This is a genomic window from Brevibacillus sp. AG, from assembly GCF_028369215.1.
Taxonomy (GTDB): Bacteria; Bacillota; Bacilli; order Brevibacillales; family Brevibacillaceae; genus Brevibacillus; species Brevibacillus porteri.
Window position 1 is genome coordinate 332,721 of the sequence record NZ_JAQMYO010000005.1, and the last position, 20,104, is coordinate 352,824.

Sequence of the window (20,104 nt, forward strand, 5' to 3'; positions counted from 1 at the left end):
CTCTGAACAAATTTGATGACTACCATAAAACATCTCTCCTTTAGCAAACCTACCATTCAGGTTTGGAATCATATTTCCCAATTATTGTACCATAATGAAACAAAATGCAACAGCGTCAATCTCCCCCGCCGCCGCCTCCGCTATCTCCGCCACCACCACTGTCTCCACCACTTCCGCTATCGCTGTCATAGCTATCCCAACGATCGCCTGAGTCGTGATTTCGATGATGGTGATTGCTGTCGACATAGAAGGCTCCGCCCCCACTGTCTGAAGAGGAATGAGAGCGCCCATTTCCGCCTTTTGCAGCTTTGGACGCCAAGACAAATACTACGATCAAAAACATGATGACGATGACAATGAAGAACTCCATGATTTGTCCCCGCCCTTCCTCTTTTTTGAAGTTGTTTACCTATTTAGTATAACATAGTACGGCTGGAACAGGCTGGGGGCGTGGAGGATGATTCCTTTTCATCCGGCAAAATGACCAGACACAGGTGCGATCGCAAAAATGTTATCCAACACAAACACGCGAAACGCCTTCCTCCTATAACAGTATGCTTTCAAGCTCCCGTTGCTCTCATCAATATGCACAATACGGATCGTACGCCTGCTAGCCTCTCCATTCTTCTTCAAATAGATGATCTCCACTGCTTGCTGCCGGGCCGCGTACCTTCTCAACTCCAAAATCATCATGCTGCCACCACCACAAAATGTGTCTTCTTGTTGTTGAGATCATCATACCAAAAGAGAACATTCGTTCGCAAGTTTGTTTTCAACACCCAACTATTCCCTCAACAAAAAAGGCATGCGCCCTCAAAATGGACACATGCCTTATGCTTGTTACAACTCAGCGCCTTCTAAGCGCACGTCCGAACACAATCAGAATCGGTGCCAACAAGATGGCCGCCGCAACCAGCGAAGCGCGAATCGAAAACCGGGTCCCGATCCATCCGACAGCCGGCCCACCTGCCGTTTGTCCCAAGGCATTGGACTGACCCATCATCGACAAAACCGTCGCTCGCACACTGCTCTCAATGTTCAGATTCAGCCACGTATCATACAGCGGACTGCTTAATGATTGGATCACACCGATCAACAGCAATGCTACTAACGCCCAGCTAAAGCTAGGGGAAAAAGCAAAAGCAATCATCGCTGCAATTTTGAGACCCGTCAACGTGAACATGCCCACAAGGACAACCCGCTCCTTGTTCACATCCAGCCTTTTTTCCACAACGCCTACGACGATGAGGCCGAGTAAGCTTGCGAGTGCGGCAATGATCCCGAACCACATTGGCATCGAAATAGCAGCCAGCTCTGGAAAGCCAATTTCTGCGATCAAATGCGCTTCCCACAAACGGTCATACCCTTCAGAAGCTGCACCCGTAAATAGCGTCACGAACAAGATCAACATCAGAATCGGCTGGCTGCGAATCACTTTGGCACCCGAAGTCCACGTCTGAATCATTTCCTTCACGTGGGAAGCACCTTGCTCACGCTCACGAGGAATAAAACCGGTCTCCTTCATGAACAGAATCAGAAAGACACCAAGCCCCAGATACATGAGGCCACCTATGAGGTAAGGCAAGTTGGGAGCGAGTGTTGCCAATGCCACACTCAGTGCAATCCCGAGCAGATTCCCAAACAAAGAGTAGCGCTTGGCCTTCATGAAAATCGTACCGATCTTCTCTTCTCCGACCTCATCCACAATCCATGCAGTATCCGCTCCACTGATAAACGTATACCCGAGACCACTGACGACTTGCGAAAACAGCATCAAGCCGAAGACAGAAATAAACGGTACCCAAGCATCAAGCGTGGGAACGATCCCCTGCATCGCAAATCCGATTCCCAGCAAAAACATCCCGATAATGACGGAGCGACGGCGACTGTACGTATCCGCAACGACTCCTGTTATCCCTTCAAACACCAACACGGATAACTCCAATACCGTCCCGATCAAAAGCAATTCAAACGGGTTAAAACCCAGTGTCACGATGTAGTAAAGCGCATAGGTCGTGAACATGGTCGTATTGGCCAGGGAAGTCAAAAAGCTTTTGATCGTATATACTTTTGTCGCATTCATAGACATGGAAGCAGTATCCACCTTTTTTTAGGCAGATGACGCGTTCCGTTTTCACATACTGATTGTTACTCTACAATTCTCTACTGTGCAAAATGCGTACGCGTCAAGCTGCCGTTCCTATTTTTCCTTCTGTGTACTTGCTTGCTCTGAATAGTGTTTTTAACATGTGATATGCACCTCCGAAAGTAATTACAGCTATTATAGAATGATTTTAATTGTCATACAATGGAAAAAAGCTGTGCAGCATGATTGAACACACTGCACAGCTTGATTATGAAGCACTTACGCTTTTTTTCTAAACAGACCAACGATGGAAATCAGCAACGCCAAACCAGAAAGTACCAATGGCAAGGTATTGTTGCTGCCTGCACCAGCCGCTTCCCCGGCAGGAGCGGTTGCCGGCTTTTGTTCTTGTCCATGCTCATGCCCTGCTTCGCCTACACCAGCCTTAATGGTAGTGACAGACGCTGGCGTTTTGGAATCCTTGTCCCCTGTCCATTCCACAACCTCGCCATTTGCATAGGTCTGATAAGCCTTCCAAGCCAATTGGCCCTCTTCTTTCGGGTTTGCCCCTACAAACGTGAACTCTTGGAACTCATGCGCCTTGATTCCGCCTTCTGTTGCTGTCCACACAAGCGCTGTGTTCACACCGTCTTTATCTTTTTCGAACTCGTAGGTCCAGCCCGGAATCGGTTGTACAGTATTTACCTTAACACCTGCCGGGAATTCCAGCTTCACTTTTGTCGTATTGACGTCTTTTTCTACTGGGACACGCACTGAGTATTTTTCATAGGAGCCTGTAGTAGTCTCTTTCGGATATACGTTCACATGTGCTTGTGCTGCTGTCGCCAATGTCAAAACTGCACCTGCTACCAGTACACTGCTCATCCATTTTGTCATTTTCATCGTATGAAATCCTCCCTAGTTATTATCATTTTGAATCACGGCCTGATTATTTGTCGTCGCAGTCGGGTAGTTGATCTGGCTCATCCAAAGTCCAGCCAGAACAGCGATAATCCCGAATATTATTTCCCAACGCAAGTAAGCGGGCTGCAAGGTATTTTTCGTCCGCCAACGTCTTGTTTGCCTAAAGGCTAGAAGAAGCATGAGGCAGACACTTGCTATTTTTCCATATAACAGATAGCTCCATGCCGTTGTACTCTGGAAAATACTCATGACATCCGTCTGCACGATGAGCATGACAACACCCGTCACGACGGCAAGCACCGCCGCCACAGCAACTGTCTGCAAAAAGAACCTCTTGAACGACTCCTGTCCTCTTTCCGCCACTTTGACTGTAAGGAGCAAGTAGACAAGTGCCCCCATCCACACGGCGACCGTCAATACATGCAACAGTCTCAGCAAAATGGACAGCCAGACAGGAGCAATGCCCCATGCATGACCACCAAAAGCTTGTGCGCTGATCGCGAGAATCCAGATTCCCACATACCAGCCAGACACCATATTGGGGATCGCCATCAAGAGCAGTAATGCAAAGGACACCAGCAGCATGATCGCAAACGGAGACTGACTGAGCAAGTTCCCGTCCATCTGCCACAGTGCTTGCGTAAGTGATACAGCGGTTAACGCTTCGTCATACAAGAACCACAAAAATATAAGTCCGATTATCGCCAAACTCCATCCGATTTGTCTGCCAATCCCGATGAGCTGGGTAAGCGAAGGCAAGCCATGACGCTGTGCTGCCCACGCTACCAGATACAAGCCGCCACCTACGAGAATAATCCCTTGCGCTAAATAGCGGTACATGATCAAGTAGCTTGAATCTGCTTTTTGCTCACTTGGCGGAACCACGACCGCACTTTTTTGTCCGATGGAAAACGTGAGCTTCTCTTCAATTGGATGTCCATCCTCGGAAACGACAGACACGATAACCGAATACGTCCCTTCAGCCAAATCGCTCGGCAGATTCGCATTTAACTGCGAGGCATCACCCGGCTGCAATGTCGGCCGCTCCACTTTTATTTCCTTGCCATTCCAGTCAAATAAACGCACGTTAACAAGATCAGGCTCCAATGTTTCGGTAAACAACGCAGATATTTTTCCTGGATTCGCCTTCAGTACCTCACCATCTTGTGGGGAGCTGCCCATTAAGCCAGCATGGGCGTAAGCAGTTGTCATACCCGTTGTCAGTACAAGTAAGAAGGCGAGTAAAACCAAAACCGCATAATGTCTGATGTTGTATGTCACCCTGTCACCTGCTTCCTTATTTCGTCCTTAATCCTATCAAAATAGTACGAGAATCTATATGGCTCCATCGGGCTATCTGATGTGGCAAAGTGTTGAAAACAAAAAAGGCATGAGCGGAAAATCTCTCCGTTCCATGCCTTTTCAAACGGTATTAGGAAGATCTTACCATGCTTTGTGTGAGAAATTCCAGGACGAGTTTATTGAATACCTCTGGTTGATCCATCGGTGGGATATGGGCTGAGTCAGGCAGGATGACTTTTTGTGCGCCTGTAATCCGTCAGTCAATACATCGGCGATCTGTAAAAAATCGGGATAATCCCGCGCTCCTGCAATAACGAGTGTCGGGGCTTTGATTTCTTCCAAACGCTCGATTGGTGAGGGGGATAACGTTTCCAATCCAACGCCAAACTCTGGCAGCGAAAAGGCGTGTCTGTTGATTTCTTTAAAGCGGTTACGTGCTTCCACAGTTTGCTCATTTACCGGCTGACCAGGACCGTCAAACCACATTTGCGTCGTCATTTCCAACGCTTCCTCTGTCGTGCCACGCTGACATACTTGATTGAATCGTTCCACATCGTGCAACCTTTGTTCACTTCTTGGGTGACCAAACAGGCCGGATGCGACTAGAATCAAGCTACTCACCATCTGCGGATAAGCAAGGGCGAACTCCTGCGCGACCATTCCCCCAAACGAAAGCCCAGCCACATGTGCTTTTTCGATACCAAGTCCTAGCAGAACAGCTTTCACGTCGTCGTACAAGGTAAAAGGAACGTCAGTCGCCAGTGTTTTACCGAACCCGCGGATATCAAAGCGAACAACCTTATACGTCTGTGCAAAAGCTTGCAGCTGGGCATCCCATAGCCTCGTATTCAGATTGAAGCCGTGGATCAATAAGAGCGGTTCGCCTTCCCCTGCTACTTCATAGTAAATACGTGCGCCATTCGCTTCGAGAAAGCCTGTTTGTACAGCCTGCTTGTTTTCCATTTTTTCTCACCTCTCCCTCACTATCTCACCCCGGATTGTTGCGTGTTTATTTATTTTTGTTTCGATTACCCAATGACGCCTGTACGTAAAATCTTGATCTCGACATCCACTTCATATTTCGCCCTTTTCATGATTTCACGGACTTCCTCTTGACTCAATTTCTTTTTCCCGCTCTTTTGAATGGCTATATTGTAGATTTCCCCAAATCCTACCGGGTCTACATCGTGTTTTCTTAACTTTTCCAGTAGATGTTCCGTCTCTTTTTTCACCGCCAGTTCGATTGCTTTTTGTACCTTTTTCAACTGCTCAGGCTTTGATAAATCAATTTTTTCAGCCATTTCCTGAATCTGCGCTGTCATCTTTACTTTCACAGAAAACCTGGGTTTCTCCAAATCCAGCACTTTTATTTGCTTTTTGCTTGAGATATGTTCAATGACAGTAAAAAGACGCTTTTTATCGAGGGAAATGTTTATTTCCAATTCTCCCTTATTGTAGCGTTCACGTAATATCTTGAGGAAAAATCCTTCCCTTGTTGTAATCTCTGCCACCAATCTATCATCTCGAAACAGAGCAATTTTATTAATATGCAACTCATTCTTTACTCTTTCGATGTAAGGCATCACAGCATCTTTCCCGACTGCATAATAATCTTTCATGAACTCATGAAGTTTCGAAGAGATCATATTCTCTCCTTCGACATTCTGTCGTATGGCTTGATAGAGGTAAATTCCAATGTTGCTATTCTCGGGATAGCGATGTGTCAAAATATCATAAGCTCGTCCTTTGGCTACAGTTAAATAAACATTACTTCCAATGGAGGCATCACGCGTTAAGTTTTCCACAAGAGACAGGATCCCTTTACGCGCTAGCTCATCGTGATAGACCACGACGCGAATTTGACCGCCTACAATTTTTTTGGAAGACTCCCTGTTCTGTGCAACGGTAAGTCCTTTGCTTGTATGCGCTGTGCCAGAAATCACAGTGACCAACTCACGTGCCTCCGGATCAATTTGATAAAATACCGTGGTACCTAACAACTTTCCGTCTTTACTAAGATCGTACCCCACTGCAACCGCCAGTCCCAATTTTTCTAATACGTGCTGCTCCCCACAGCCGTTCAATAACACGACCACTAATAAGTAGTGAATAAGCAACCGTAACCTTCTCATGTCCGGACCGCTCCCTTCCGAAACAGCCGAATCACTACATAAAGCACGATGGGATAAATAAAAATGATATAGAAGCCTACTCCACCGAAAATATCCGTGATGAGATTAATCGACTGGCGTGTTTCCAAAAAGTTGCTAGCAAAAAACATGACACCAACAATCCCGAAAAGTGCCATTCTTTCCTTGACCCCACTAATATGGTGAACCCCCCGCATGGCTATCCACAAGTCCATCAGCAAATTATCCAGCATGACGAGCATCCACAGTGAAATGGACACAAACTCAAAACGCTCCAAAAACGGAAACTCTACAATTTTCATCATCATGAACGTTGCCCAGATAAGATGCTGAAGCTGTTCCCCTTGAAAGTACAAGAGTGTAACCAACATGACGACAACATACAAGCAGGTGGTCATAAACAACCCACCATGTACATACCGTGGTAGTATTTTCTTTTCCTTCACAAACGGATAGATGAACAAAATAATCTCAAATCCGATAGTGGAAAAAGACATCTTCCTCGCCCCGTCCATCAACTGTCCAATGTCGTGATGAAATACTGGCTGCAATAAATGAAAATCGGCGTATTGCATGGGGTAAACCATGAGAAGTAGCTGCCAAAGCGTCAATCCAACAGAAAAAAAGCTAATTCCAGCCAACACCCGAATGCCACCCGTCACTCCATAAATGGTCAGGCAAAGCAAGGAGGCATTTAATATCCAAGAAGGCACTTCTGGAAACATCCATGACTGAATGATCTCGATGTACCCTCTCAAGATCGTTAAAGCAGAGCCCATGATATATACGATAAAGATGAAATTGAGTACGCGAGCTGGCCATTTTCCAAACACCCTTTGATGAATGTCGTACAAATCCATGTCTTTGAATTTCGCTAGGATTTTTAGCATGAACCAAGCTGCTATATGGGTCATAATGCCAGCTATTATGACCGCAATCCAAGCGTCTTGTTGCACCCTGTCATAAATAAACCGTTGTACGCCCGCTATGCCGATTCCAACCTGATTGCCATGAACCATGAATAGCGCAAGCGATACGCTGATAGCCATATGGCTATTCCGACGAAAAGTGGACAGTGACATTCACATTCAACACCTAACCTACTGAACTGGTCTTTTTTTCCCTGCTTCATCAGGCACACGGGTATCGTCAGGAGAACGTGTCATAACCGGACGCTTGCCGAGAGAGTCAAAAGGAAACCGGATCAGACTGTTTTTAAAATCCTGCAAGCGAAAAGGAAAGAAGGGTAGAAAAAACGGACGTCCCAGACTTGATTGACGTAGGATGTGTATCAATAGAAAAGACGCGCCAAGCATAATACCAAAACCTCCCCAAATTCCAGCTAACAGGATAATCGGAAAGCGGAGGATGCGTACTGCCGTACTCATCATGTAGGAAGGAAAAGTAAACGAAGCTAATGCACTGAGTGCCACAATCATGATCAAGATGTTACTGGTAAAACCCGCTGCAACGGCCGCCTGTCCAATTACGATACCGCCGACGATCCCTATCGTTTGCCCAACTTTGAAAGGAAGTCTTGCTCCAGCCTCCCGTAAGAATTCAATAATCATCTCAAGCAGCAATGCTTCAAACAACGGGGGAAAAGGTACCTTAGAACGAGACTTTACTAGCGATACAAGGAGAGCAGATGGAATCATTTCATAATGGAACGTAAGTGCAGCCACATAGGTAGCTGTAAAAAACAAAGAGACAAAAAGGGCCGAGAAACGTAACAATCGAATGAAGGAAGCCATTTGCCACCGGATATAGAGATCTTCATTGGACTTGAAAAAGTCAACGAAGGAACTGGGACCGACGATAGCAAATGGACTCCCCTCCACAAACACGACAATCTTTCCTTCTAACAGGGCTTCACTTACATGATCAGGTCGTTCTGTTAGGATTAGCTGTGGAAAAATAGAAAACGTATTGTCATCAATCAGTTGAACCAATTTTCCGCTGTCAATCACGCCGTCTATATCTAGATCGCTTATACGCTGAATGACGGTTTGAACATTTTCAGGAGCAGCCACTTCCTCCATGTAACATATTTCCACATTCGTCATGCTGCGTTTCCCAATCGTAATGGATACGTTGGTAAGCAAATCAGTCGACAGATATCCCTGTAAAACCCCTAAGTTGGTTTCCAAGGCTTCCGTAAAAGAAACCTGGGGACCGAAAATCTGGGTTTCGACCTGAGCCTCTCCCAAAGAACGACTCGGTATTCTTGCTACGTAGAGAAGAATCCCACACGCCATTCCTTCTATTTGAAGGTAAATCCATCCCCTCACGAGATAATCGCTGATTTGTCTGTAATCCGTGGTTTGAGTGACATGAGCAACCGGAACAGTTCCCATAATCGTGTCAGGAACGATCTTCTCGTCAGGTAATCTTTCGAAATAGGGAAGCAACACCTGCTGGAGAATTACCGTATCCACTAGATAGGGGAGGTAGACTAGCAACAAGCTATTGGTTCCACAAGAAAGGTTACGAAACACCAATCGCGGATTTCGCATGTGATCCCATAATCTTTCTCGCGTCTCGCTAACGGATTCAGTAATCAAGTTAGTTGTCATCTTATGTGTACCCCAATATATGGTGTCCCCTTATTATTTTTCCAATGCCCTCTCTCTATTCCCCTTTCAAGCCAAAGAGTAAGCTCCCTGACAAAATGAACACAAAAAAACCGAGACGGAAATACTCCATCTCGGTTCATTCACCACTATTTATCTACCGCTCTTCATTTCAGTCCAGTAGCGGTCGTATTGCTGCAAGGTTTCTCCTACATCCACCAGCCACTCTGCACGGGCAATGTCTGCTGTATCCAGGAAGACCATCTTATTGGAACGATATTCTTCACTGTGCAGTGGGTATGCTTTTTCGTTCGGGTTGCTGTAGCCAATCGACTCGTAGTTTTTCACACTGACCTCTGGGTCCATCAGGTAGTTGATGAACTTCTCAGCCATTTCCTTGTTCTTAGCGCCTTTTGGAATTGCCAGCGTGTCTGCCCAGATCGTTGCGCCCTCTTTCGGGATGACGTACTCAACATCTGGATTTTGTGCGTGAATGAAAGCGGCGTCACCAGACCAAACCGTTCCAATCCATGCTTCCTCAGCAATCATCTTTTGCTTGATGTTGTCTGTATCAAAGGCAACAACATTCGGTACTACCTTTTTCAAATCAGCAAAGGACTTTTCCAGTTCCTTTGTGTTCGTCGTGCTATTGGAGAAGCCATTCTTGATCAGTGCCATTCCCATAACCTCACGCGGGTCGTTCAGCATGATGACACGGCCCTTGTAAGCTTCATTCCACAGATCGTTCCAGCTTGTCGGGGTTTCTTTTACATATTTCTTGTTGTAAGCGATCCCGGTTATTCCCCATGTATATACGAGTGAATACTTGTTTTCTTTGTCATAAGGAGGTGTCTTGAACGTAGACACGATATTGCCCATGTTCGGGATGTTGGCTTTGTTCAACTCTTCCAGGAGGCCCAACTGAATCATCGTGCCTACCATGTAGTCGGAAGGTTGAATCAGGTCGTAGCCGGATGCACCTGCTTGAACTTTTGCCAGCATTTCTTCGTTGCTTCCGTATACATCATAGTTAACCTTGACGTTGAATTTTTGCTCAAAATCTTTGATGACGTCTTGGTCGAAGTTGTCTGCCCAGCTATAAATATTCAATACTTGTTGCTCTTGCTCAGATGACGATGAGCAGCCTACAGCAGTCACCGCAAGTACGGCGGTCAAAGCGCCGATCATCAAGGACTTGAAACGTTTCATTTTTTCCTCTCAACCTCCAAATCAGTTATGGGATTGCTTTTATGAAAACTCCATGATGGATCTAAAAGATAGATTGATTATTTTTCGAGTCTTTACGGCGGAAAATCTCTGCCACCACAACCAAAAGCACAGTACTCACGATCAAAAGTGTCGAGAGTGCATTCACTTCTGGCGAGACGCCTCGTTTTACCAACCCATAAATGTAGAGTGGCAATGTGGTCGAATTCGGACCAGCCACGAAGAACGAAATAATGAAATCGTCCAGCGACAGGGTAAACGCCATCAGGAAGCCTGCGATGATCCCTGGCATGATCAGAGGCAGCGTCACATAGCGCAATGTCTCCCATGGAGTTGCTCCCAAATCTTGAGATGCTTCTTCCAGTTCTTTGCCCATATCAGCCAAACGTCCTGAGATAATGACCATCACATACGGCATGCTAAACGTAACATGCGCCAGGATCAGGGTCACTTTCCCCAGCTCCATCTGTACCTGGCTAAAAAGCACGAGCATAGCCAATCCCATCATGATCTCAGGGATGACGATCGGCAAGTACATCAGCCCGTTGAAGATGTTGCTCCAACGAATCGAATAATGCTTGACCGCCAGAGCGGCAGCCGTACCCAAAACCGTTGCGATGACGCTGCTGATAACCCCGATCGTCATACTGTTCATCAGCGCTTGCATGACCTGCCTGTTTTCAAACAAAGAAACGTACCATTTCCACGTAAAACCAGTCCACGTAGCATTGATCCGTGAATCATTGAACGAATAAAGGACAAGGATCAAGATTGGCAGATACAAAAAGACCAGCATCAGCCACGAGTATCCAGATAGTGCGTTTCGACGTAATGTTTTCATGCTGATCCCTCCTTTGTCTCACTCGCTTTGGTAGCGCGGAAATAAAGAAGAATCAACAGCATGGACAATAGCATCAGCACGATGGACAAGGCAGAACCAAACGGCCAGTCACGCGCGGACAAAAATTGATTTTGAATGACGTTTCCGATCAGAGCCGATTTCGCTCCTCCCATGACATCCGGAACGACGAACATCCCGATGGAAGAAACAAATACGAGGATCGATCCAGTGACGACACCTGTCTTGGTCATCGGCAGAGTCACGTGCCAAAAAGCTTTCCAAGGTGTTGCGCCCAAATCATACGCTGCTTCCAGCTTACGACGATCCATCTGCTCCAGTGACACATAAATCGGCAGGACCATGAATGGCATGAGTGTGTACACCATCCCGAGCAGGACAGAACCCGAATTGTACAGGAGCGGCAACGGCTCCGAAATAATGCCCAGCGATTGCAGGAACGTATTGATTACGCCTTGCGAACGTAGGATGATTACCCACGCATAGGAACGGACCAAGAAGTTGATCCAAAACGGAATCATCACGAGCAAAAGCCATATTTGCTGAGTCGATTTTTCCAGTCGTGAAATGTAATACGCTAACGGATAACCGCACAAAATCGAAAATACCGTTGTTAAAACCGCTACGACCAGCGTATCCCAAAAAATTTGACCATACAGCGGATCGAAAATACGGATGTAATTGTTCAACGTAAATTCATAGACAACTTGCCCGTACGTGCCTCTTTTGAGGAAAGACAGTACGGCGATCATAAGCATAGGCAGGACGAAAAGCGCACCCATCCACAAAAGGGCGGGAAGCGCGAGCAGTTTTACCGGCTTCTTGTTTAACAAGGAAGAATCACCTCGTCCGTCTGTGCCCAGCCAATGGCCACTTGGTCTCCCACCTGCCAGTCCAGACCGTCACCTGCGTACTGGTGTGCCATTACGGTCATATCCTGCCCCTCGAGGCGGATAAATACCTTGCGCAAATTGCCGAGGAACACCGCGTCAGCAATGGTGCCCAGCTTCTTGTGCTTATCCTTGTCGGAGTCAATCGGGTACAACTTGATCTTTTCTGGACGTACGGCTGCATTCGTTCCGTTTTCCCGGAAAATGTTGTTTTCCCCAATAAAGGTAGCCACAAACAAGGTTTGCGGGGAGTTGTAAATCTCTGCTGGAGAAGCAATCTGTTCAATTCGTCCCTTGTTCATAACCGCGATTCGATCGGACATCGCCATCGCTTCTTCTTGGTCATGTGTGACGTAAATGAACGTTATTCCCAAGTTTTTCTGCAAGTTTTTCAGTTCAAGCTGCAAGCTTTTTCGCAATTGGTAGTCCAAAGCACCTAGAGGCTCGTCCAGAAGCAGAACGCGTGGGTTGTTAATAATCGCCCGTGCGATTGCTACGCGTTGCTGTTGTCCGCCAGACAGCTGCTTTGGCGTGCGCTTCCGCAATTCTGTCAGTTGGACGTACTGAAGTACTTCCTCCAAACGCTTTTGTTGTTCATCTGCTTTGACTTTTTTCATTTTCAAACCAAACAGGATGTTTTGCTCCACTGTCATGTGTGGAAACAAAGCATATTGCTGGAACACCATGTTCATATCGCGCTGATACGGCGGCACATGGCTGAGTGGTTTTTCGTCCAGGAAAATTTCCCCAGTCGTTGGCTGTTCAAAGCCAGCAATCATTCGAAGCAGTGTCGTTTTCCCACAGCCACTGGGGCCGAGTAACGTCAAAAACTCCCCTTCTTCAATGGAGAGAGAAAAAGAGGGGACGACGACAGTATCTACAAATCTCTTTTCAATCGAATCCAGATGTATAATTTTTTTCATTCCGTCATCTCACCATATGTCATTATACTCACAATCTAGGTAACTATATCGTGTATGATACGATTTGTAAACAGTTTCACCAAGTCTAGAATGATTTTTTTGCGACTAGCAAGGATGAGAGATTCCTCCACAAAAACAAACAGAGCCAATGAATAAACATTCGCTCTGTTGCTTATCCATTTTATTTTCTCACACAGAAGTGGATTTTGGTTGAGGCGTGCGATTCTGGTTCTTCGCTTTTGCCCCTAGGAAATTCGTCCCAATCACCCCGATAACAATCATCACCGCGCCAATAAGATGGTAGTACGCCAGTTGTTCCTGCAAAAAGATGACGCCTGCCACGATGGTAACCAACGTAGACAAATTGTTAAACACGCTGAGTTTGGATGCTTCCATCTTGGACAAGGCAAAGTTGGTCATAAAAGACGTCATGAGCGAGGACAATATCCCCAAAAATACAATGGAGATGATAAACGATGAGCTGGCGAAAGGGGCAAAATACGTCGACAAAGTCCCCTCTGCACTATGGCGAATGACTGACCAGCCGTTAAAAAACAAAAATCCGAGTAACGCCACCATATACGTCATGTCTATATAATGAAAGGACTTAGTCATTTTCCTCGCCAGAACACTATACCCCGCCAATGAAAACGCGGATAACAGGATGAGAATGGTACCGATACTGCTCCCTGAGCCTGAGCTGACACCGAACCCCTTCATTGCAAAAATGTACACGACACCTCCTACGGATAAAAGCGTGGATAGCTTTTGCAGCCACGTAGAAGACTCCCCCAAAAAGAATGCTGCCAGGATCATAGTAAAAATCGGAACGGTTGCTTGAATAATCCCTGCTTCAGACGAAGTGGTATACACCAGTCCAAACGCCTGAAGGGTAAAGAACAGAATGGGATACAGCATGGCGAGCGGTATAATCGTGAGCATGTCTTTTGGTTTGATGGACAGCTTGATCCACCCAAACACGATCGGTATAGATGCAGCGATAAATGCCACGGTAAAACGGTGCGCCAAAGTATCAACCGGGCTGGTTACAGCGAGTGCCATTTTCAGAAACAAAAACGACAAGCCGGTAATCCCTGCATTCAGTAATGCCGCAAGAATCGCTTTTTGTTGGTCTTTCATCGTATGTATCTCTCCTACTGGGGACTTTTTACAGACGGCCGTCTTAGGTTAATAGTAATGGGGGATCAATCGTGCTACAATGCAAAAAAGGAGTAACTGTACCGATACAAAACCAGCGGTAAGGGAATGTTTTTTGGATGCACAAATATTTGCAGCTACAAAATGAACTCGAAACGTTGATTGAAAGCCTCTCCTATCGAGACGGAGACCGGCTTCCCTCCATTCGGGAGCTCGCCTCTCGTTACCAATGCAGCAAGAGCACTGTAATCCGCACTTTGGATGAGCTGGAAAAGCGTCACCTCATCTACTCGGTCGACCGAAGCGGCTACTACGTCGTGAAAAAACAAAGAAAGATCCAACTTGCAGATACGTCGGTGATCGATTTTGCGACCTCTGCTCCCGATCCTGACCTCTTTCCTTATGTCGACTTTCAACACTGCATCAATAAAGCGATTGAAACCTATAAAAACGATCTTTTTATATATGGAACCACACAAGGCTTGCCATCGCTCATTGCCGTCATCGCCAAGCTGCTTGGGAACCATCAGGTTTTTACGGACCCGGGTAATATTTTCATTACCTCCGGTGTCCAACAAGCGCTATCCTTGCTGTGCATTCTTCCTTTTCCAAATGGCAAGGAAACGATTCTGATTGAGCAGCCCAGTTACCATCTTTTCATTGAAAGTTTGCAAGTACGCAAGCATCCTGTCGTCGGGATCAAGCGCACTGCCCAAGGAATCGATTTAGAAGAGCTGGAGTCTATTTTCCGAACGGGAGAGATCAAGTTTTTCTATACGATGCCTCGCTACCATAGTCCGCTCGGTACGACGTACAGTCGAAAGGATAAACAGCGCATTGTGGAGCTTGCCCAACAGTACGACGTCTATATCGTAGAAGACGATTACATGGCAGATCTTGAGCATGACAGCAAAGCTGATCCCCTCTTTACCTATGATCGCTTTTCTCGCACCATTTATTTAAAAAGCTATTCCAAAATTATTTTTCCTGGGTTGCGTTTGGGTGTGGCCGTTATACCTGACGCGCTAAAAGATTCTTTTAACCAGCACAAGCGACTCATGGATATCGACAGCTCCATGCTATCTCAAGCTGCGTTGGAAATTTACCTAAAAAGCGGAATGTTCGAGCGTCACAAGCAAAAAATTCGCAGTTCCTATCAACGGCGATCCAACCTGCTGATGGCGTCTTTGAACCATTTTGCGACGAATGAAGAGCATCTGTTCAACTTTCAGCCCTTTGCGTATCCGGGGATTCATACGCACATTGTTTTGAACGATTCCATCCCGGTCCCTGCTGTTATCAACCAGCTAAAAAAGTACTCCATTCTTGTGGATGCTACTGACAAAAATTACTTGGTGGGCTTTCCGCAAGAAAATATTTTGAAGCTGAATGTGTCCTATGCCAAGGAAGCAGTGATTGAGCAAGGGATTGAGGTGTTGATGGATGTGTTACGCCGCATGCACCGTTAACCTCTCCGCCTTAAGTCGCAGATAAAATCCGACGAGGGTGCGTTTTTGGACAACCAAAAAATCTCCATAATAGAGCTGTTGAGTTGATCCATAGCACAGGCGGATGTGAAATGATTGGTACGTAACCTATTAACGATCTACAACGTATTACAAATACAGGAATATGGTTTTAGCAGAATGATGGCGGCTTTGTAAAAGAAAATATGCAGAGAAAATTGTTTTAAAATGCATCAAATGCGGTATATCGTTGTATAGTAAGTGAATCCCAATTCAAAAAAATTCGTTCCATAGTCGGCCAGTTTGAAGTAGAATCGCATCTAGACACATGTATTTTGTTGGACTTACTCGGCGCGCTGCTGAATATTCCGACAAATCGCAAAAAGGCCTCCAAAGTTGATGACTGGCAGTTAACGATAGAATGACAAAGGAGAAATAGATGTTTCAGAACATTTTAGATTTCTTAATGGAATACGGCTATTTGGGAATGTTCATCCATTCTTTTGCAGACGCAGTCATCTTTCCCGTTCCTGCCTTCTTTCTTCAAGTGCCACTCAGCCTCGTTGATCCTTCGCAGGCATTGTGGATTGCAACGGTAGGCTATATCGCTTGTCTCTTAGGGACACCCGTTGGTTATTTTATCGGTAAAGTCCTAGGCAAATCCGTTCTGTACAAAATCCTCAAGAAGGAATGGATTGATTCTGCCACAGCGATGTTTCAAAAGAAGGGCGAAGTCGCGATCTTCATCGGTTCATTTACACCGATTCCGTTTAAAGTATTTACAATCATGTCAGGTTGCTTGAAATTCCCGTTGTGGAAATTGCTTGGGTATGCGGCAATTGGACGGGCAGTCAAATTTTACGCAGTCGGATTTTTGTTTTATTTTTACGGTAAAATGGCGGAAAATATGGTCCATAACGTTTCTATATATATATTCCTCATCATGGTGCCGCTCATCTTGGTCGGATTATGGGTGAAGAAAATTGTCACCAAGCGCCGCCAGCTGAAAATGGAAAACGCTGGCGTCAGCAATGGCATCAATGAGAAAGTCCTGAATAAATAGCAAAGAAACCCCAATTCACACATTGGGGTTTCTTTTTTTACGCCTGTTATGCTTTTTTGACACGAATGCCTTCCTCTTCTACATCAATCAGCATCGCTGTCACATTGTCTTCTTCCATCACCAGATCCGCAATGCCATCCTCGACATATTGCTGAATTACGCGGCGCAATGGACGTGCCCCGAAGGAAGGGTTGTAGCCCAGCTCAGCCAGCTTTTCTTTTGCGGCATCTGTCACGCTGATCTCCATTCCTTGCTCAGACAGATTGCCCCTAACATCTTGCAGCAGCAGATCGACGATTTTGACCAAATCCTGTTTTTCCAGATGAGCAAAGGAAATGATCGAGTCGAAGCGGTTTAGGAACTCTGGCTTGAAGTACGCCCCCAGAGAATCCAGCACGGTGGCGGGCTCGGGCGCTTTTGCTCCAAAGCCAACGGAGATTTTGCGCTCGCTCACGCCGGCATTGCTCGTCGCAATGATGACCGTCTCCTTAAAATTCACCGTACGGCCCTGACTGTCTGTTAGACGACCGTCCTCCAGAATTTGCAGGAACATGTGCATCACGTCCGGGTGTGCTTTTTCGATCTCATCAAGCAAAATAATGCTGTACGGGTTGCGGCGAACGCGTTCAGTCAACTGACCTGCTTCTTCATGACCGACGTAGCCAGGAGGAGAACCGATCAGTTTGGATACCGAGTGCTTCTCCATGTACTCGCTCATATCGAGGCGGATCATGGAATCACGGGTACCAAACAGCTCCTCTGCCAATGCTTTGGACAATTCTGTTTTCCCTACGCCAGTCGGACCGACGAACAGGAAGGAAGCAATCGGTCTGTTTTTCGGTTTCAGACCTGCACGACTGCGTCGAATCGCCTTCGCGACTTGTGTGACCGCCTCGGATTGACCAATGACTTTTGCTTCCAAATGAGCCGCTAGGTTTTTCATTTTCATCTGCTCATCACTTTGCAGCTTCGTAACAGGAATCCCAGTCTTTTGCTCGATCAAGGCTTGGATGTCCGAGACGTCAACCTGGACGCGTTGTTCCTTGCCCTCAATCTGATCCAGCTTCTCTAAAATGCTTGCTTCCTCGTCTCGCAGACGGGCAGCTCGTTCGTATGCCTCTTGCTCCGTCGCTTCCTTTTTCTCCTGATTGATCTGCGCCAGCCGCTCATGCAATTCTGCCGTATCAACCGCGGAGGACCTCAGGTTCAAACGCGAGCCCACTTCATCCATGAGATCAATCGCCTTGTCAGGCAAGAATCGATCCTGAATGTAACGATGGGCGTATTCCACGCTGGCACGGATGACATCATCCGAGTAAGCGACTTGGTGGAATGCTTCGTATTTCGGACGCAATCCTTTTAAAATCTCGATGGCTTGTTCTACGGTTGGCTCCTTTACCATGACTGGCTGCAAGCGGCGCTCCAGAGCTGCGTCTTTTTCAATCACGCGATACTCTTTTAACGTAGTTGCCCCAATCAGTTGCAACTCACCGCGAGCCAGTGCAGGCTTCAGGATGTTCCCTGCATCCATTGATCCTTCCGCAGAGCCTGCCCCCACCAGTAGATGAATCTCATCCACAAACAGGATGACGTTTTTGCGCTTTTGCAGCTCGGCAATCACTTGCTTCACTTTTTCCTCGAACTGTCCGCGAATTCCCGTCCCTGCAACCAGAGAGGCGACATCTAAAATGTACACCTGCTTGTTTTTCAGCTTGGTCGGCACTTGCCCTTCCGTAATACGCAAGGCGAGGCCTTCCGCAATCGCCGTCTTCCCGACGCCTGGCTCCCCGATCAGAACCGGATTGTTCTTATTGCGTCGGTTCAAAATCTCAATGACACGCTCAATTTCCTGTTCTCGTCCAATCACAGGGTCAATCAGTCCGGCACGTGCCGCATCGTTTAGATTACGCCCCAGGTCATCGAGGATGCCTCCACCACGCTCTGGTGCTTGTGGCTGTGGTTGGCTGGAAGATTTGCCCGGATTCATCGGGCCTTGGGCAAAGCCTTGCAGGAACTCATCCAGTCCAGAGAAGGAGGAGAAAGGACTAAAGCCCATACCCACTCCCATTTTGTTGGTCAGCTTTGTCTGGCAGTCTTTGCACAGATCGTATTTTTGTTGCTGATTTTGTACACGTATATGAACAGTCACAGTTGCTTCTCGTTGTTTGCAGATTTCACAATGCATATTCAATCCCCCCAAAAGCGTTGTTTTGGAATCCAGAAGATCTTTGACCTTTCCTGACCTTCGTTGACTTTATTATAGTTTGACCTTTTTTGACTTTCAAGAGGGATTGTTTGGTTTTTTACACTTTGCCCTTTTGCAGATAGGGAACAATTGAAAGTAACCCAATAACAGCTAAACAAGCGCCTATCCACAATGGTGAAACAAGCCCATAGCCACTGCTGATCCCGATCCCGCCTAAGGAAGAACCAATGGCAACACCCAATGTAATAAAGGAAGTATGCATAGTGTTTACCATTGTCCCACTGCCTGCAGTATTCATCACTCGTGCGATCATGGCCGGATTCATCGCGACACCCGTCAACCCAATCAGAACAATGGATAGCACAGCGATCCATTTATTTTCGGCGCCTACGGCAAATAGAACCAATGCCGCTAAGAGTATGCTTAATCCCGTTACAAGGATGCGCATGGTAAAACGATCAGCAAGTCTGCCAATCACGATATTTCCGATCACGGTCGCGATGCCATAAAGGGCAAGCAAATACGGGATACTGGTATCCGAAAATGTCGTTACATCCATAAGAATCGGAGTAAAATAACTAAACGCTGCGAAGGTACCGCCAATGATCAGCATACTCGTTACATACGCGGCCCAAAGGTGTGGATTTTGAAAACTGGCAAGCTCATCCTTTCCGTTCATCTGGTCTTTTTGTACGGAGGAAGGAAGCAACCATTGGATCAAGATCCCTGATAGCAATACGACAACGGCAACAGCCCAAAAGCTCATTCTCCAGCCGAAATATTGTGCAATCACGGTTGTCAGAGGGAGTCCGATGACAGTAGCAATCATTAAGCCTGCCAAAACAATCGAAGCTGCCTTTCCCCGTGAATGAGGGGGAACCAAGCTGGCTGAAATACTAACGGAGATACCAAACGCTGCGGATGAAGCAATACCTGTTAGGATACGTGCAAGCATCATCGACTCGTAATTCCAAGCCATGGCTCCCAGCGATTGGCCAATAAAGAAGACGGCAACCAAAGAAAGCAGCGCTTGTTTTCGGCGAATGTGCAAGAGAGTTGCTGTTAGGATCGGGCCACCTATCACCATTGCTCCTGCATACGCCGTAATAAAATACCCGATGGATGGGATCGACACGTCGAAAACATCGGCAAGCTCGTTCATCATACCTGCCACCATAAATTCAGAAGTCGTCATCGCAAAAATCGCTACCGCTAACAAATAAATCATCGACGGCATGAAGGAACACTCCTCTACTTATTATTGTAACAATCGGTAC

At 46.5% G+C, this 20,104-nt stretch carries 18 protein-coding genes; 2 read left to right on the top strand and 16 right to left on the bottom strand.

Annotated elements, in window-relative coordinates:
• Nucleotides 1-115: 115 nt before the first annotated feature.
• The 14 genes from POF51_RS15450 to POF51_RS15515 form a co-directional block, all read right to left on the bottom strand.
• On the bottom strand, nucleotides 116-370 hold the full coding sequence (locus POF51_RS15450; protein WP_271755689.1) for a hypothetical protein: 255 nt from the start codon (nucleotides 368-370) through the stop codon (nucleotides 116-118).
• Between the two features lie 98 nt (nucleotides 371-468).
• A complete protein-coding gene (locus tag POF51_RS15455) occupies nucleotides 469-693 on the bottom strand; it encodes a WYL domain-containing protein (RefSeq protein ID WP_244195713.1) in 225 nt (74 codons plus the stop codon).
• A 154-nt stretch (nucleotides 694-847) separates the two neighbouring features.
• Nucleotides 848-2,089, bottom strand: coding sequence for an MFS transporter (locus POF51_RS15460; protein WP_069847973.1), 1,242 nt, complete (start codon nucleotides 2,087-2,089; stop codon nucleotides 848-850).
• A 276-nt stretch (nucleotides 2,090-2,365) separates the two neighbouring features.
• Nucleotides 2,366-2,989, bottom strand: coding sequence for a YcnI family copper-binding membrane protein (locus tag POF51_RS15465; RefSeq protein WP_069847975.1), 624 nt, complete (start codon nucleotides 2,987-2,989; stop codon nucleotides 2,366-2,368).
• A gap of 15 nt (nucleotides 2,990-3,004) precedes the next feature.
• On the bottom strand, nucleotides 3,005-4,291 hold the full coding sequence (locus POF51_RS15470) for a copper resistance CopC/CopD family protein (RefSeq protein WP_069847977.1): 1,287 nt from the start codon (nucleotides 4,289-4,291) through the stop codon (nucleotides 3,005-3,007).
• A 162-nt stretch (nucleotides 4,292-4,453) separates the two neighbouring features.
• A complete protein-coding gene (locus tag POF51_RS15475) occupies nucleotides 4,454-5,275 on the bottom strand; it encodes an alpha/beta fold hydrolase (protein ID WP_271755690.1) in 822 nt (273 codons plus the stop codon).
• Nucleotides 5,276-5,340: 65 nt separating this feature from the next.
• Nucleotides 5,341-6,444 carry a Ger(x)C family spore germination protein gene (locus tag POF51_RS15480; RefSeq protein WP_069847981.1) on the bottom strand — a complete coding sequence of 368 codons (1,104 nt, stop codon included), beginning with the start codon at nucleotides 6,442-6,444 and terminating at the stop codon, nucleotides 5,341-5,343.
• On the bottom strand, nucleotides 6,441-7,544 hold the full coding sequence (locus POF51_RS15485) for a GerAB/ArcD/ProY family transporter (protein WP_069847983.1): 1,104 nt from the start codon (nucleotides 7,542-7,544) through the stop codon (nucleotides 6,441-6,443). The genes POF51_RS15480 and POF51_RS15485 overlap by 4 nt, the downstream gene beginning before the upstream one ends.
• An 18-nt stretch (nucleotides 7,545-7,562) precedes the next feature.
• Nucleotides 7,563-9,038, bottom strand: coding sequence for a spore germination protein (locus POF51_RS15490; protein WP_069847985.1), 1,476 nt, complete (start codon nucleotides 9,036-9,038; stop codon nucleotides 7,563-7,565).
• Between the two features lie 150 nt (nucleotides 9,039-9,188).
• Nucleotides 9,189-10,244 carry an ABC transporter substrate-binding protein gene (locus POF51_RS15495; protein WP_069847987.1) on the bottom strand — a complete coding sequence of 352 codons (1,056 nt, stop codon included), beginning with the start codon at nucleotides 10,242-10,244 and terminating at the stop codon, nucleotides 9,189-9,191.
• A 61-nt stretch (nucleotides 10,245-10,305) separates the two neighbouring features.
• A complete protein-coding gene (locus POF51_RS15500) occupies nucleotides 10,306-11,103 on the bottom strand; it encodes an ABC transporter permease (protein ID WP_017252039.1) in 798 nt (265 codons plus the stop codon).
• Nucleotides 11,100-11,903: an ABC transporter permease gene (locus POF51_RS15505; protein ID WP_052168366.1), complete on the bottom strand. Its 804-nt coding sequence runs from the start codon at nucleotides 11,901-11,903 to the stop codon at nucleotides 11,100-11,102. The genes POF51_RS15500 and POF51_RS15505 overlap by 4 nt, the downstream gene beginning before the upstream one ends.
• A 44-nt stretch (nucleotides 11,904-11,947) precedes the next feature.
• On the bottom strand, nucleotides 11,948-12,934 hold the full coding sequence (locus tag POF51_RS15510) for an ABC transporter ATP-binding protein (protein WP_069847989.1): 987 nt from the start codon (nucleotides 12,932-12,934) through the stop codon (nucleotides 11,948-11,950).
• A 189-nt stretch (nucleotides 12,935-13,123) separates the two neighbouring features.
• Nucleotides 13,124-14,074 carry a DMT family transporter gene (locus POF51_RS15515; RefSeq protein ID WP_069847991.1) on the bottom strand — a complete coding sequence of 317 codons (951 nt, stop codon included), beginning with the start codon at nucleotides 14,072-14,074 and terminating at the stop codon, nucleotides 13,124-13,126.
• A gap of 137 nt (nucleotides 14,075-14,211) precedes the next feature.
• Here POF51_RS15515 and POF51_RS15520 point away from each other — a divergent pair, with 137 nt between their 5' ends.
• Together POF51_RS15520 and POF51_RS15525 are read left to right on the top strand one after the other, a co-directional pair.
• A complete protein-coding gene (locus POF51_RS15520) occupies nucleotides 14,212-15,561 on the top strand; it encodes an aminotransferase-like domain-containing protein (RefSeq protein ID WP_271755691.1) in 1,350 nt (449 codons plus the stop codon).
• 436 nt (nucleotides 15,562-15,997) lie between these two features.
• Nucleotides 15,998-16,621 carry a YqaA family protein gene (locus tag POF51_RS15525; RefSeq protein ID WP_069847995.1) on the top strand — a complete coding sequence of 208 codons (624 nt, stop codon included), beginning with the start codon at nucleotides 15,998-16,000 and terminating at the stop codon, nucleotides 16,619-16,621.
• Nucleotides 16,622-16,667: 46 nt separating this feature from the next.
• Here the strand turns inward: POF51_RS15525 and POF51_RS15530 are convergent, their stop codons facing one another.
• Together POF51_RS15530 and POF51_RS15535 are read right to left on the bottom strand one after the other, a co-directional pair.
• Nucleotides 16,668-18,806 (bottom strand): ATP-dependent Clp protease ATP-binding subunit, encoded by a 2,139-nt coding sequence (locus tag POF51_RS15530; RefSeq protein ID WP_069847997.1) that lies wholly within the window; start codon nucleotides 18,804-18,806, stop codon nucleotides 16,668-16,670.
• Between the two features lie 118 nt (nucleotides 18,807-18,924).
• On the bottom strand, nucleotides 18,925-20,064 hold the full coding sequence (locus POF51_RS15535) for an MFS transporter (protein ID WP_069847999.1): 1,140 nt from the start codon (nucleotides 20,062-20,064) through the stop codon (nucleotides 18,925-18,927).
• Nucleotides 20,065-20,104: the final 40 nt, after the last annotated feature.